Source organism: Serratia sp. C2(1) (assembly GCF_036352655.1).
Taxonomy (GTDB): domain Bacteria; phylum Pseudomonadota; class Gammaproteobacteria; order Enterobacterales; family Enterobacteriaceae; genus Serratia; species Serratia inhibens.
The window spans coordinates 1780409-1794157 of sequence record NZ_JAZFBA010000001.1 but is presented as its reverse complement, the minus strand read 5'-3'; the positions used below and the strand labels follow the sequence as shown (position 1 = coordinate 1794157).

Below are 13749 nucleotides of genomic sequence, written 5' to 3'. Positions count from 1 at the left end.
AGCAAAAATGCGCCGCTAATCACAATTATGGTCGGTGCTTTACGGTGACAATGGTTACGCCAGTAAAACGTTTTACCGAACAAAGAGATTCGGTATACCATTGACTTCAGAGACAGGCCCTGTGGCTTTCAAGCTGCAGCGTTTGCACACTATGCCCAGGATCGGACATGCAGGGGTTATGACCATCAAAAAGATCACCATCACCGATGTCGCACAGCAGGCCGGCGTCTCCGTCACTACCGTTTCACTGGTGTTGAGCGGCAAGGGGCGTATTTCGGCCACCACAGTGACGCGGGTCAATCAGGCGATCGAACGGCTGGGTTATGTGCGCAACCGCCAGGCGGCGACGTTACGCGGCGGTGAATCCGGCGTGATAGGGCTGATCCTGCGCGATATCTGCGACCCTTTTTATGCCGAAATGACCGCGGGCCTGAGCGAGGTGCTGGAGGCGCACGGCAAAGTGCTGTTCCTCACCCAAAGTGGCCGCGACGGCACAGGGCTGATGCGCTGTTTTGACACCCTGCTGGAACACGGCGTCGACGGCATGGTGCTGGCGGGCGGTGTGCGTTCGGCGGCGGGCCTGAAGGAAAAGGCCGCAGAGCAGGGGGTCCCTCTGGTGTGCGCCGCGCGTTCGAACGGGTTGGAAGGGGTCGATGTGGTGCGCCCGGACAACATGCAGGCCGCCAAGATGGCCACGGAATTCCTGATCACACGCGGCCACAGCCAAATTGCCTATCTGGGCGGCCAGAGCAGTTCACTGACTCGTGCGGAACGGTTGGGGGGCTTTTGCGCCACGCTGGTGCAGTATGGCCTGCCTTTCCGTGCCGAATGGATTGTCGAATGCGATTGCCATCAGCGGGCAGCGGCGGAGGCGGCGGAAAACCTGCTACGCCAATACCCGAACATCAGCGCGCTGGTGTGTCACAAGGCGTCGGTGGCGTTGGGCGCTTATTTCGGCATTGTGCGCAGCGGGCGCAGCATAGGTTCGGAAGGTGTGGACACCTATTATGGCCGGCAGGTCGCGCTGATTGGTTTTGGCGACGTGCCCGAAGCCGAACTGACCGAACCGCCGCTGACCCTGGTGTCCAGCTCGGCATTGGAGGTGGGGCGCGGTGCGGCTTCACGCTTGTTGCAGCGGATTGGCGACACCGATCTGCCGACGCAAAACGTCATTTTGCCGCCGCGACTGATCAAGCGCGGTTCTGCCTAAGCCTGTTCTTGCCGGGCCTGCTGTTGCAGCCAGCCTTCGAAGGTTTTCATCGCCGGGGTCATTGCGCGGGATTTCAGACGGGTCAGCCAATAGCCGCCCAGGTTCGCTTCGGCGGCAAAGGGGCGCACCAGCAACCCGCCTTGCAACTCCCGGGCGAACATACTGGCGGGAGCCAGCGCCACACCGCCGCAGTTTATCGCCCCCTCGACCATCAATCTCGACGCATCGAATACCGGGCCGTTAATGCGCCAGGGTGCGAGCTGCGCGGCGGCAAACCAGCGTTCCCATTCATCCTTGCGGTAACTGCGCATCAGCAGCTCGTTTTTAAGATCTTCCGGTGAACGCAGCCGCACGGCGACCGCCGGCGGGCACAACACCGTCAACGGCGCGTCAAACAGCTTGATATTGCAGGTCGCGGGCCACAGCCCCTCGCCGAAGCGAATGGCGAAATCCATGCCGTCCGCCGACAGATTAACCAGATTGTTGTTGGTCAAGAGGCGTAGATCGATAAACGGATGAGCCTCTCTGAACGACGCCAACCGCGGCATCAACCAGCCGACCGCAAAGGTACCGACCACCGCAACCGTCAGTACCTCATGAAAATGGCCACCTTCAAACTGTTGCAGTACCGACTCGATGCGGTCAAAGGATTCGGTTAACACCGGCAACAGCGCCTGGCCTTCTTCGGTAAGATCCAGACCGCGCGGCAGGCGCTTGAACAGCACAATGCCCAGCTGTTCTTCCAGCATTCGCACCTGCTGGCTGACGGCTGCCTGGGTCACGCTAAGTTCCAGCCCGGCGCGGGTAAAGTTAAGGTGGCGGGCGGAAGATTCAAAAGCACGCAGTGCATTCAGCGGCAGTCGGTTACGCATAACAATCTATAAGTTTTTCTTTTGGCTAGGGGCAATTATTATCGCTTGTCAGACGGGGGATAAACACCGATATTTTGCGCACTTGTTGCAGTTATCCTGCGACGAGCCAAGGAATAGTCGATGCCCGTACCATTCAGACCGCAGCGTTATTGGCTGCAACGTGAAATTCACCGGGTATAATCACTCAAGGATAGGGTTACGCCGACTGACAAAAAAATCTATTGGCGCTGACCCTTCAACACAATGAGCTTGTTATCATGAAGAGAACCCATAAGCTGGCGGTGGCGTTGCTGACCGCTCTGGCGATACCGGCCGGTCACGCCGCAGATAAAGCCGACATCGATGCCATCATTCAACCGCTGATGCAAAAATACGGCGTGCCGGGCATGGCAATCGCGGTATCGGTGGAAGGGAAACAGCAGTTTTATCATTATGGCGTGGCGTCCAAACAGAGCGGCAAACCCATCACCAACCAGACGCTGTTTGAAATCGGCTCACTGAGCAAAACCTTCACCGCCACGCTGGCGGCCTATGCCAACGATGAAGGCAAGCTGTCGTTCGCCGAACCGGCCAGCCGTTACTTGCCGGAATTGCGCGGCAGCGCGTTTGACCATGTCAGCCTGCTGAATCTGGCGACGCATACTTCCGGGCTGCCGCTGTTTGTGCCGGACGAGGTGACCAACGACGCGCAGTTGATGGCCTATTACAAGCAATGGCAGCCATCTCAACCGGCAGGCAGCACCCGCGTTTATTCCAATCTGGGCATCGGCATGCTGGGGATGATCACCGCCAAAAGCCTGAACCAACCCTTTGCTCAGGCGATGGAGCAACGCGTGTTCCCGGCGCTGGGGCTGACGCACAGCTACATTAACGTGCCGACCGGCCAAATGGCGAATTACGCCCAGGGCTACAACAAAAAAGATCAGCCGGTGCGGGTCACTCCGGGGCCGCTGGATGCCGAAGCCTATGGCGTCAAATCCAATGCGCAGGATTTGATCCGCTACCTCGAGGCCAATATGCAGGTCGCGAAGGTAGGGGATAAATGGCGCAAGGCGCTGGACGAAACCCATATCGGCTATTATCGGGCGGGGGTGTTCACCCAGGATCTGATGTGGGAAAGCTATCCTTATCCGGTAGAGTTGGCGCGCCTGACGGAGGGCAACAATGCCGGGATGATCATGAACGGCACCCCGGCCACCGCCATCACTCCGCCGCAACGGGAGCAGGGCGCGGCGTGGTTCAATAAAACCGGCTCGACCGGCGGCTTCTCTACCTACGCGGTGTTTTTACCCAAGCAAAAGATTGCCGTGGTGATGCTGGCCAACAAATGGTTCCCGAACGACGATCGGGTGGCGGCCACTTACCGCATCGTGCAGGCGCTGGAAAAACCTTAAGTCGCAGCCTCAGGGCGCCGTAATGGCGCTCTGGGGCATATCCTGCAACGCCTGTTTCTCCCGCATAAAATCAATAAACACCCGCAGCTTGAGCGGCATATGACGGCCGGCAGGGAAATAGATGAAAAAACCGGGTGAATCGCCGGCGTAATTCGCCAATACTTCCACCAGTTGCCCGCTTTCCAGCTCGCGCTTCACCGTACCGCGAAAGCGCTGGGTCATGCCCAGCCCCGCCAGCGCGGCGTCTTTTATCAGCCGATCCTCATTGAAAATCAGGTTGCCGCCGACCTCCAGCGTCAGGTGCTCGTCATTCTGCCTGAAATACCAGGGTTCAAATTTGCCGCTGCCGGGGAAACGGTAGCGCAGGCAATTATGCTCGCTCAGTGCCGCCGGCGTTAGCGGCACGCCGTGCTGCGCCAGATAACCGGGAGAGGCGATCACCACCCGCCGCTGGCCGTTATCGATCGGCACCGCAATCATGTCTTTCTGCAACATCGCGCGCATACGAATGCCTGCATCGAAGCTGCCGAGCACCAGATCGGAAAAATGGTCGTCGGTAAACAGCTCAAGCTGTACTTCGGGATAACGTGCCTGAAACTCCTCCAGATAAGGCATCACCAACAGGGACGCGGCCAGTTGCGGCAAGGTAATGCGCAGCAGGCCGGAAGGCTGCCCGCGCAGGGTGCGGAGATCGTCCGCCGCCACGTCGATTTGGCTCATGGCCGGCGCCACCCGCTGATAAAAAATCTTCCCTTCATCACTCAGCCGTACCGAACGGCTGGTGCGGTTGAACAGCCTGACGCCCAGCCGCGTTTCCAGCGCCTGAATGTTTTGCGACACCGCCGGTGGCGTGACACCCAGTTGGTTGGCCGCCTGAGTAAAGCTGCCCAGCCGGGCGACGGCTTCGAAGAACGGCAGCAGCTGTAACAGTGAACTCATCGATCGCTAATTCCTGCTTAATGATTCGTTAAGTAACATGGCGTTTAATTTTATAATAGACGGGATAGACTGATTCTATTCCTTCAAAGAGAACAAAAAAACATGTCGACAGCGAATCAGTCATTAGCAGAAAGAATACAGGCGGTCAGTCAGCGAGCGATCGACGAAGGGCGCATCGTGGGTAGCGTGGTGCTGGTGGCGCAACGGGGCGAACTGGTTTATGCCGGGGCTGCAGGTTATGCCGACCGTGAATTGCAGCGGCCAATGCGGCGTAATACGCAGTTCCGCCTGTCGTCGGTGTCCAAGCCTTATATCACGCTGGCGGCGATGCGCATGATAGAACAACAAAAATTGAGCCTGGACGATGCGGTAAGCCGTTGGCTGCCGTGGTTCACCCCGGCGTTGGCCGACGGTCGTCGCCCGGAGATTAAAATCCGTCATCTGCTGAGCCACACCGCCGGGCTGGATTACCGCCTGAATCAGCCCGCAGAGGGCCCATATCAGCGGCTGGGCGTTAAAGATGGCCTGGAGCTGTCGTCACTGACGCTGGAGCAGAATTTGCAGTTGCTGGCGCAGGCGGAGCTCCTTGCCGCACCCGGTAGCCTGTTTAATTATTCGCTGGCGATCGACGTGCTGGGTGCGGTGCTGGAGCAAGCGGCAGACGAACCTTTGCCGCAGTTGTTCAACCAATGGGTGGCGCAGCCGTTGGGGTTGGGCAACACCGGTTTTTACGCCGCCGATCCCGACAATCTGGCGACGGCCTATTACAACCAGGCCGCACGCCCGGAACCGATGCACGACGGCCTGCGGTTGACGCTGCCGGAAGGCTTCGGTTTTGACGTCGAATTCGCCCCTTCGCGCGCTTTCGATCGCCAGGCGTACCCGTCCGCCGGCGCCGGCATGGTCGGTGACGCCGACGACGTACTGCGGCTGGTGGAGACGCTACGCACCGGCGGTGAGAGCATTTTGCAGCCGGCAACCGTGGCGCTGATGCGCCAGCCGCACGTGGGGGCTGAAGCCGAAGTCCAGGGGCCGGGCTGGGGGTTTGGTTTTGGCGGCGCGGTACTGACAGACGCGCAACGGGCGGCCACGCCACAGCATAACGGCACCCTGCAATGGGGCGGCGTGTATGGCCACAGCTGGTTTTACGATCCGCAGGCGGCGTTAAGCGTGGTAGCGTTGACCAACACGGCGTTCGAAGGGATGTGCGGTTTGTATCCGCCGCAGATCCGCGATGCGGTGTACGGGGTAAACGCAGCTATTCATTAAGCATTTCTTCCTGCAACCACTGAATAAGCGCCTCGGTTTCGGGGCGTTCGGGCAGCCCCTGACGGGTGAATACGGAGATTGCCTGGGGCAGCGGAACGCTTTCGATGCAGGGCCTAACCAAGGCGCCGCTTTCAATCAGCCGGCTTGCGGTTCTGCGCCAGCCGAGGGCAATACCGTGGCCTTCTACGGCGGCCTGCAACATCATCGGGTAACTATTGAAATGCGTAGCTTTGGTGCCGTTGTCGAGGGTTAGGCCGAACACCGCCAGCCAGCTTTCCCACTCCATTTGATGCGGGGGCGTGGCGCGATAGTGCAGCAGGGTGTACGGTGCCAAGTCCTGCAGCGTCAGGCGCGTTTGATGTGGGCTCAAGTAGCCGGGGCTGCAGACGGGAAAAACTTCGTCGGCGGCGGTAAATGCCAACAAGCTGGCACCGCTTGCGCGCCCGGTGCTTTGCAGCGCGACATCGAAGTGGCTGTCAAAATCGGTTAAGGGCTGGGTTGTGGTCACGACGTTAATTTCGATTTCCGGATACCGCTGGTGAAACGTCGACAGCCGTGGCATCAACCAGTAAAAGGCTTCGCAAAGCTGCGCCAATAAAATCACCCGATGCCGCCGCGATGCGCCGCGCAAACGGTCCGCGCCGGTGCCGATATTGTGGAGAGCGTTGCTTACCACCCGCCACAGTTCACGTCCATCCTCAGTCAAATACACGGCGCGATTACGGCGGCTGAACAGCCGGGTAGCCAAATCTTCCTCCAACATCCGAATTTGTCGGCTCACTGCGGCCTGGGTCAGATGCAATTCTTCTGCCGCCCGCGAAAAGCTTTCCAGGCGCGCTGCAGCTTCAAAAGGCAGCAGGCTGGCGAGCGGCGGTAAGGACTTGCCGAGTTTATTCATAACTATAGATTATGCATTGTGGGCTGATAATTCGTTTGTAGCACAGTTTCAAGCGCATTAAAAAGGGTGCTCACCCTTTATACATTTGGCTGCATTATGCATACATCAAGTTCGCAACTCGCCGTCGGTGTCTTTTTTGCCGTCGTCGCGACCTTAAGCTGGGCGCTTAACTTTATTGCCCCCTTTGTGACCGGCGCCTATAGCCTCTTTGATCTGCTGGCGCTGCGTTTCATCATGGCCGGATTGATGGGGGCGGTGCTGGTGATCGCCTATTGGCCGCATGTACGGGCCTTGTCCTGGGCGTTGCGGATGATGGCTTTGGCGCTGGGTAACATTGGCTATCTTGGTTACAGCGCCTGCATCGCCGGCGGCGTGACGTTCGGCGGTCCGGTACTGACGCCTGCTTTTATTGGCATGGTGCCGCTGTTGTTGGCATTGCTGGGAAATGCGCAAACCAAAACGCTACCCTGGCGCCGGTTGCGGATGCCGTTGGCGCTGCTGGGGCTGGGCCTGCTGCTGGTGAATGCCAGTGATGGGCTACCGACCTCTGCGGCGTTGCCATCGCTGAGAACGGGGCTTGCTTTCTCTGTCGCCGCAGTTGCGCTGTGGCTGGCTTTCAGCCTGCTCAATCAGGCCGCTCTGGACAAGGTCGCAAAAAATGCCACCGCTGCCTGGACCGGCCTGATGATGGTTGGCGGTGCACTGGGCACCTTATTGATGCTGCCATTGGGACTAAGGTTGGGACTTTTCGAACTCCCTGCCGTGGGGTTCAGTTTTAGCCGTGCCGGGCATCTTTATGGTTGGGCATTGTTGATTGGCGTGTGTTGTTCGGTCATTGGCGCCTGGGCGTGGAATAAGGCCACCCATAATCTGCCGATGGTGCTTTCAGGGCAATTGATTGCTCTGGAATCGCTGTTTGCCACTCTATTGGGATTGTTTTTTCACGGTCGCTTACCCAGCCTGCCCGAAACGGCAGGGCTGCTGATGGTGCTAACGGGTGCAACGATAGCGGTACACAGTATCCTGGTGCCCCAAGGCAAACGGGAAGCGACGGGAAAAGGGGGGAAATCAGGCTAAAGCGGGGCGGGGATAAAACTGGGGCTCCGTACAGGAGCCCCAAAGAAGGGGGATGGCTTACTGCGCCGGTGCCGGAGCGGCGTCCTGAGCCGGTGCGCCTTCCTCTGCCGGTGCGGCCAACAGGCCGAACATGCCGATGAACTCTTGCAGCGTCATTTTGTTACCGTTCAGCTCAACCTGATTGTCGGCGTAATGGAAGCTGCTGCCAATCACGTCGTCTTTCAGGGTGGTCAGTTTGAACATCTGGCCCATCGCCGCCAGCCCTTGCACCTGTTGCTGTGCCAGTTTTTGCGCTTCTTCCGCGCTATAGCCTTGCAGCAGTGCCGTCTGTGAGGTGGTTTCGGTGGCCATTGCGACCGGAATACTCAGGCTGGCGTCCAGTTTTTTCACCGAACGAGCAATCAGCTGGTCCGGAGATTGTGCCGGGGAGCCGGCCTGCGCCGGATCGGTCAGGTCCAGATTCAGGGTAAAGGTGCTTTCACCCTTGCTGTTTTTCCAGCTCAGCGGTGCGATGCTGATGTTCGGGTTGCCTTTCAGCAACAGCGGCAGGTTTTGCAGCAAGATATCGGTGGTTTGCTGCTGGTAAGCGACCGGATCGACGGGTTGACCCTGTTGCAGCATCGCCAGCGCTTGCTGGTTGTAACGGTCGGCAAACTCTTTCAGCGACTTGGCGTCCAGTTTGTCGATTTTCAGCGACAGCTTGCCGGAGCCGAAGTCGCTGTTCTGGATCTTCAGTGCGTCCATGGTGTAATCGATCTGGCCGTTCAGATTGTTGTCTTTCTCGCCGAATTTGCTCGCCAGGTTAAAACCGTCCAGCGTCAGGGTATCTTTGCCGTCAACGGCAATTTTGACCTGCTTCACCGCCATATTCTGATCGCCGAGGCTGAGATCGAACTGGCCGGCATGGGTCTGGCTCTTCAGCGTAGCGCCCTGCAAGGTCACCTGTTCGGTCTGGCCGAATTGGTTCGGGCCGCTGATCACGGCGCTGTCGCTGCGGGCGTCCAGAGTGAAGGATTTCATGTCGCGCGAGACATCGGCATTGATGGTTGCGCCGCTGAACTTCAGCGCCGATTTGTCTTTGGCGTATTCCAGCGGGATCACGTCGATGGCAGACGAGGTGTCGCCGCTGTATGAAATGCGCGAGTCGGCGGTGAACAGCGACTTGCCTTTGGTAATGTCAAACAGGCCTTTGGTTGCCGGGGTGTTTTCCAACTCGGTATGTACCGAGGCCATGCTTGGCAACAGATTGAATTTTTTCAGCTGGGCGAACGGGAAAGGGCCGTGATCGATGGTTTCCAGGAACGCCACTTCGTCGCCGGGCTTCAGTGCGGCATCGTCGGTGGTGACGCTGCCGTCGGCGCGCAGCACGTAACGGATTTTACTGCTGAAGATGCCGCGCTGGTAATTTTCATAACCCAGTTTGACGCCGGCTTTCGGCAGGTAGGCTTTCAGTTGGCTGTTGGCGTTATCAACCACTTCACCCATCCGTTGCTCGATCAGTTTGCCGGTGTACCAGGAAGCCCCGGTCCATGCCGCGCCAAGAACCACAATGACGCTGACAGCGACTAACGATTTTTTCATAGTTCTGTTCATCCTTATTAAGCCATCTGTTGCAAACAGATGGATGGGCAAATTTGGGCCAACAAAAAAACGCCCGCAGGCGTTTAATTGTGAAGGTAACCCACTCTTTTTAGCAACTAATTTGCTGAAATTTACCGAGTGATTACGACAACAGATTATAAACGCGTGCGATTCGGCCTGACCCGCTAACGCTGACCGGGGACTCGAAAGCACCGATAAAGCAGGACTCGCCCGGCTTCAGCGCCAGTTGCTGGCCCTGTTTTTCCAGTACCGCTTCGCCGTCAACGCAGAACACGATGGCCGCGCTGTTTTGAGCCAGCGTCTGCGGTGCGGCGGAGAGATCGTGCAGCGAGAAGGCAAAATCCTCTACCGGGATCGGGAAGAACAGCTCATCGCCGCGCTTTTCCGGCTGGGTCAACAGGCCGGAAACCGGCTGAGGGCGGAACTGCAGGTTGGCCAGCAATTCAGGAATATCGATAAACTTGGGCGTCAGACCGGCGCGCAGCACGTTGTCCGAGTTGGCCATGACTTCCAGCGCCACGCCTTTCAGGTACGCATGCGGTGTTTCGGCGTACAGGAACATCGCTTCACCCGGCTGGAGTTGCACCACATTCAGCAGCAGCGGCGAGAACAGGCCGCTGTCGTCCGGGTAGAAACCGGCGATAAAGCGCAAAGTATCCCAGGGTTCGCCCTGTTGGTTGTTCAGTGCGGCTTTCAGCACCCCGAGCGCCAGTGATTTCTGGTCGCCGCTCATCGCCAGCAGGCTGGCAAACAGCGTTGACAGGTGCGCAACGTCCGGCTGTTGCAGGAAGGTGGCGATATCATGATGCGCACCGGCAATCGGCTGCAGCAGAGAAACGATGTCGGACAGCTCGCGGAAGCCGTTCATCGCCAGGAAAGGCGTCAGCGCAAACACCAGTTCCGGTTTGTGGTTAGGGTCTTTATAATTGCGCTCGGCCGCATCCAGCGGAACGCCGGCGGCGTTTTCTTTGGCATAACCTGCAACGGCGGCAGACTTGCTTGGGTGCACCTGGATCGACAGCGGCTGATCGGCACACAGCACTTTAAACAGGAACGGCAGTTCGCCAAAGCGGCGGGCAACGTCCGCGCCCAGCTGTTTGGGTTGATCTTCATCAATGACGTCGCGCAGCGAGCGCAAATTGCCGTTGGCATCCGCCACGCTGGAGCTGCTCTTCGGGTGAGCGCCCATCCACAGCTCCGCCATCGGTTTCCCCTGCGGGTTGGCGATGCCATACAGCCGGGTTAAGGCGTCGTGACTGCCCCATGCATAGTTTTGCACTGCGTTGGTCATTTTTTGCATCTTGATAAACATCCTTTGCGTTCGCCGCCACGGTGGCGGGGAGTAGCTGACTGATTTATAAGGCTAAAACAAGCAGGCCCTGTGCGCCTATCATACGCTCATCCGACGGCGCTAAATCAGGTGCGCGATCAAACAATAGGGCACCTGCGACCGGCAGGGGGAAATAAGCTCTGTGGCACGCTGCTGTTCGGCATTCGCAAAGTATAACGTGATAGCAATAAGCGTCACAAATGCCTCTGGCGGTTCGATGGGGTTGCGGCTGGGTAAAAAAACGGCGAAAAAAAGGGATTGCGAATAGGGTGTTGCAGCGGCAATTTTTAGGCAGGCTATTAAAGAGAAAATCAAAAATGTCATTGCGACGATATTCTACCTGGCTCTATTTCAATGTGTGAATACTGGCGTGAGTTATTCTTTTTTTGACTATTCACGTCATCATTAGGTGTTTTTTTATTGGCAGCCAGATAAAAGGTTTAATTCGAAAAAAACTCGCCATACAGTGAATGCAATTAAATTAACTCTTGGCGTATCGCTATATAAACGGTGAGGCATCGATGAAAAAAATTATGGCTGATTATGCCGGTTGTGGGCAATGCGGCATCGGCGCCAGCCACGGCGGCGGCTGGCGTGGGAGGGAACGCCACACTGAACGGCAGAAGGTTCATGATGAAATCAATCTTCTGTAGGATGAAAGGATTAATGCCTACAATCAGCACCGTCATAAACTCACGCACAACAGAGTGACGGAAATAGCCGCGCCAAACGTCTGATGGCGTTTTTTATTGTATTGGCGCATTAATGAAGGGCAGGCGGACCACGAGATGAACGGGGGAGAAAATAATAGCCCTACACGGAAAAAGGCAATGGAGAAAAAATGCTGTGAAGCAACTCTCTTAATGCGAATAGTTATTATGTCACTATACTGAAGGGGCGTGCCGACGGGCCTGAGCGCGTTGGCGTAATCGTACATTTTTAGGAATTGTACTAAGGAGACAGTGATGGCAGCCGTTCGAATTGAAAAAGACTCCATGGGACCCATCGACGTGCCGGCCGATCGGCTATGGGGCGCGCAAACTCAGCGTTCTCTGGCGCATTTTCGCATTTCTTCCGAAAAAATGCCGACCGCATTGATTCATGCACTGGCGCTGACCAAACGCGCCGCCGCCGGGGTAAACCGGGATCTGGGGCTGCTGCCTGCGGAACGCGCCGACGCCATTATCAACGCTGCCGATGAGGTGCTGGCAGACAAACACCCGGACGAGTTCCCGCTGTCGATCTGGCAAACCGGTTCCGGCACCCAAACCAACATGAACATGAACGAAGTACTGGCCAATCGCGCCAGCGAGCTGTTGGGCGGGGTGCGTGGCGAAGAGCGGCGGGTACACCCAAACGATGACGTTAACAAGAGCCAGAGCTCCAACGACGTGTTCCCGACCGCGATGCACGTGGCGGCGGTGATAGCGGTGCGCGAACATCTGATCCCTGAACTGAAAGTGCTGCATAAAACGCTGAGCGACAAAGCGGAAGCCTTCCGCGATATCGTCAAAATCGGCCGCACCCACCTCCAGGACGCCACGCCGCTGACGCTCGGCCAGGAGATTTCCGGCTGGGCGGCGATGCTGCAACATAATTTGCAGCACATTGAAGCCAGTATTCCGCACATTTGCGAGTTGGCGCTGGGCGGCACGGCGGTGGGGACCGGGTTGAACACCCATCCTGAATATGCGGTGCGCGTCGCCAGGGCGCTGGCCGACTTGACCCGGAAGCCTTTCGTGACCGCGCCCAACAAATTTGAAGCTTTGGCAACCTGCGATGCGCTGGTGCACGGCCACGGCGCGCTGAAAGGGCTGGCGGCCTCATTAATGAAAATTGCCAACGATGTGCGTTGGTTGTCCTCCGGTCCGCGCTGCGGCATTGGCGAGATTTCCATTCCGGAAAACGAACCGGGCAGCTCCATCATGCCGGGCAAGGTCAACCCGACCCAGTGCGAGGCGATGACCATGCTGTGCGCGCAGGTGATGGGCAATGACGTGGCGGTGAATATCGGCGGCGCCTCCGGCAACTTTGAGCTGAACGTGTTCCGTCCGATGGTGATCCACAACTATCTGCAGTCTATCCGGTTGCTGGCCGATGGCATGCAGGGCTTTAATGAGCACTGCGCCGTGGGCATCGAACCCAACCGCGATCGCATTACCCAGTTGCTGAATGAATCTTTGATGCTGGTGACCGCGTTGAATACCCATATTGGCTATGACAAAGCGGCGGAAATCGCCAAGAAAGCGCATAAAGAGGGGCTGACGCTGAAAGCCGCGGCGCTGAAGCTGGGTTACCTGACCGAAGATCAATTCGACCAATGGGTGCGTCCGGAAGAGATGGTCGGCAGCATGAAGAAGTAATTGATTGAATGCGGGGTTAAGGGCTTACTTGCGGTAAGCCCTTTTTTTGGAGAAAAAGTATGTCACGCACCGAGCGTTTACTGGATCTGATGCAGATCCTGCGGCGCCATCGTTATCCGGTCGCCGGCCATGCGCTGGCGCAGGAAATGAACATCAGCATGCGTACGCTGTACCGCGATATCGCCACGTTGCAACAGCAGGGGGCGGAGATCGTCGGCGAAGCAGGGGTGGGGTATGTATTGCGGCCTGGTTTTATGCTGCCGCCGCTGATGTTCTCGCCGCAGGAAATCGAAGCGTTGGTGCTGGGCATGCGTTGGGTGGCGCGGCGCGGAGACACCCAATTAGCCGGCGCGGCGAATAATGCGCTGGCGAAAATTGCCGACGTCTTGCCCGCGATGCTGCGCGATGAACTGGAGGCCAACACACTGTTGATTGGCCCGATAGACGCAGTGCAGGTGGCAGACGAAACGGTGGTGTTGATCCGTGATGTCATTCGCCAGGAACGCAAGCTCGCCGTGGATTACTGCGATCGCGACGGCAGCGTCAGCGAACGTACTCTGTGGCCATTTGCGCTCGGCTATTTTGAACAGGTGCGCATGCTGGCCGCCTGGTGCGAGTTACGTCAAGCGTTTCGCCATTTCCGGCTTGATCGCATTCGTTTGGCCACGCCGCTGGCGCAGCGTTACCCGCGTGGCCGCCGCGTGTTGATGAAAGAGTGGTATAAAAGCCAAGGTATCACTCCCCAGTAAACCATAGTCACTACTGCCAAAAACTGTCAGCAGGGCGGGCTAATTT

13 protein-coding genes are annotated in these 13749 nt (G+C 57.7%); 7 read left to right on the top strand and 6 right to left on the bottom strand.

Annotation, left to right across the window (positions count from 1 at the left end):
• Window positions 1-178 precede the first annotated feature (178 nt).
• Window positions 179-1210, top strand: a complete 1032-nt coding sequence (locus tag V2S86_RS08295) for a Mal regulon transcriptional regulator MalI (RefSeq protein ID WP_330762025.1) — start codon at window positions 179-181, stop codon at window positions 1208-1210.
• On the opposite strand, the gene V2S86_RS08290 is transcribed toward V2S86_RS08295, so the two are convergent.
• Window positions 1207-2082, bottom strand: coding sequence for a LysR family transcriptional regulator (locus V2S86_RS08290; protein WP_330762024.1), 876 nt, complete (start codon window positions 2080-2082; stop codon window positions 1207-1209). The two genes, V2S86_RS08295 and V2S86_RS08290, sit on opposite strands and share 4 nt — an antisense overlap.
• Window positions 2083-2339: 257 nt before the next feature.
• On the opposite strand from V2S86_RS08290, the gene ampC reads away from it, so the two are divergent.
• Window positions 2340-3476 carry a class C beta-lactamase gene (gene ampC, locus V2S86_RS08285; protein WP_330762023.1) on the top strand — a complete coding sequence of 379 codons (1137 nt, stop codon included), beginning with the start codon at window positions 2340-2342 and terminating at the stop codon, window positions 3474-3476.
• Window positions 3477-3485: 9 nt separating this feature from the next.
• Here ampC and V2S86_RS08280 read toward each other — a convergent pair whose 3' ends face one another.
• Window positions 3486-4415 carry a LysR family transcriptional regulator gene (locus V2S86_RS08280; protein WP_330762022.1) on the bottom strand — a complete coding sequence of 310 codons (930 nt, stop codon included), beginning with the start codon at window positions 4413-4415 and terminating at the stop codon, window positions 3486-3488.
• A gap of 102 nt (window positions 4416-4517) precedes the next feature.
• On the opposite strand from V2S86_RS08280, the gene V2S86_RS08275 reads away from it, so the two are divergent.
• On the top strand, window positions 4518-5684 hold the full coding sequence (locus V2S86_RS08275) for a serine hydrolase domain-containing protein (protein ID WP_330762021.1): 1167 nt from the start codon (window positions 4518-4520) through the stop codon (window positions 5682-5684).
• Here V2S86_RS08275 and V2S86_RS08270 read toward each other — a convergent pair.
• Window positions 5674-6582, bottom strand: a complete 909-nt coding sequence (locus tag V2S86_RS08270; protein WP_330762020.1) for a LysR substrate-binding domain-containing protein — start codon at window positions 6580-6582, stop codon at window positions 5674-5676. The two genes, V2S86_RS08275 and V2S86_RS08270, sit on opposite strands and share 11 nt — an antisense overlap.
• 96 nt (window positions 6583-6678) lie before the next feature.
• On the opposite strand from V2S86_RS08270, the gene V2S86_RS08265 reads away from it, so the two are divergent.
• Entirely contained in the window at window positions 6679-7659 is a 981-nt protein-coding gene (locus V2S86_RS08265; protein WP_330762019.1) for a DMT family transporter, read from the top strand.
• 57 nt (window positions 7660-7716) lie between these two features.
• On the opposite strand, the gene V2S86_RS08260 is transcribed toward V2S86_RS08265, so the two are convergent.
• From V2S86_RS08260 to V2S86_RS08250, 3 genes are all read right to left on the bottom strand, one after another.
• A complete protein-coding gene (locus tag V2S86_RS08260; RefSeq protein WP_330762018.1) occupies window positions 7717-9240 on the bottom strand; it encodes a YdgA family protein in 1524 nt (507 codons plus the stop codon).
• A 142-nt stretch (window positions 9241-9382) separates the two neighbouring features.
• Complete coding sequence (gene manA, locus V2S86_RS08255) at window positions 9383-10561, bottom strand: mannose-6-phosphate isomerase (protein ID WP_330762017.1); 1179 nt, start codon at window positions 10559-10561, stop codon at window positions 9383-9385.
• A 111-nt stretch (window positions 10562-10672) separates the two neighbouring features.
• On the bottom strand, window positions 10673-10915 hold the full coding sequence (locus V2S86_RS08250; RefSeq protein ID WP_330762016.1) for a hypothetical protein: 243 nt from the start codon (window positions 10913-10915) through the stop codon (window positions 10673-10675).
• A 197-nt stretch (window positions 10916-11112) separates the two neighbouring features.
• Here V2S86_RS08250 and V2S86_RS08245 point away from each other — a divergent pair, with 197 nt between their 5' ends.
• The 3 genes from V2S86_RS08245 to V2S86_RS08235 all read left to right on the top strand — a co-directional run bounded on the left by V2S86_RS08245 (window position 11113) and on the right by V2S86_RS08235 (window position 13703).
• Window positions 11113-11244 (top strand): hypothetical protein, encoded by a 132-nt coding sequence (locus V2S86_RS08245; RefSeq protein WP_330762015.1) that lies wholly within the window; start codon window positions 11113-11115, stop codon window positions 11242-11244.
• 312 nt (window positions 11245-11556) lie between these two features.
• The gene (gene fumC / locus V2S86_RS08240; RefSeq protein WP_330762014.1) at window positions 11557-12954 is read left to right on the top strand and encodes a class II fumarate hydratase; all 1398 of its coding nucleotides are present in this window, start codon (window positions 11557-11559) and stop codon (window positions 12952-12954) included.
• 59 nt (window positions 12955-13013) lie between these two features.
• A complete protein-coding gene (locus tag V2S86_RS08235) occupies window positions 13014-13703 on the top strand; it encodes a helix-turn-helix transcriptional regulator (protein WP_330762013.1) in 690 nt (229 codons plus the stop codon).
• Window positions 13704-13749: the final 46 nt, after the last annotated feature.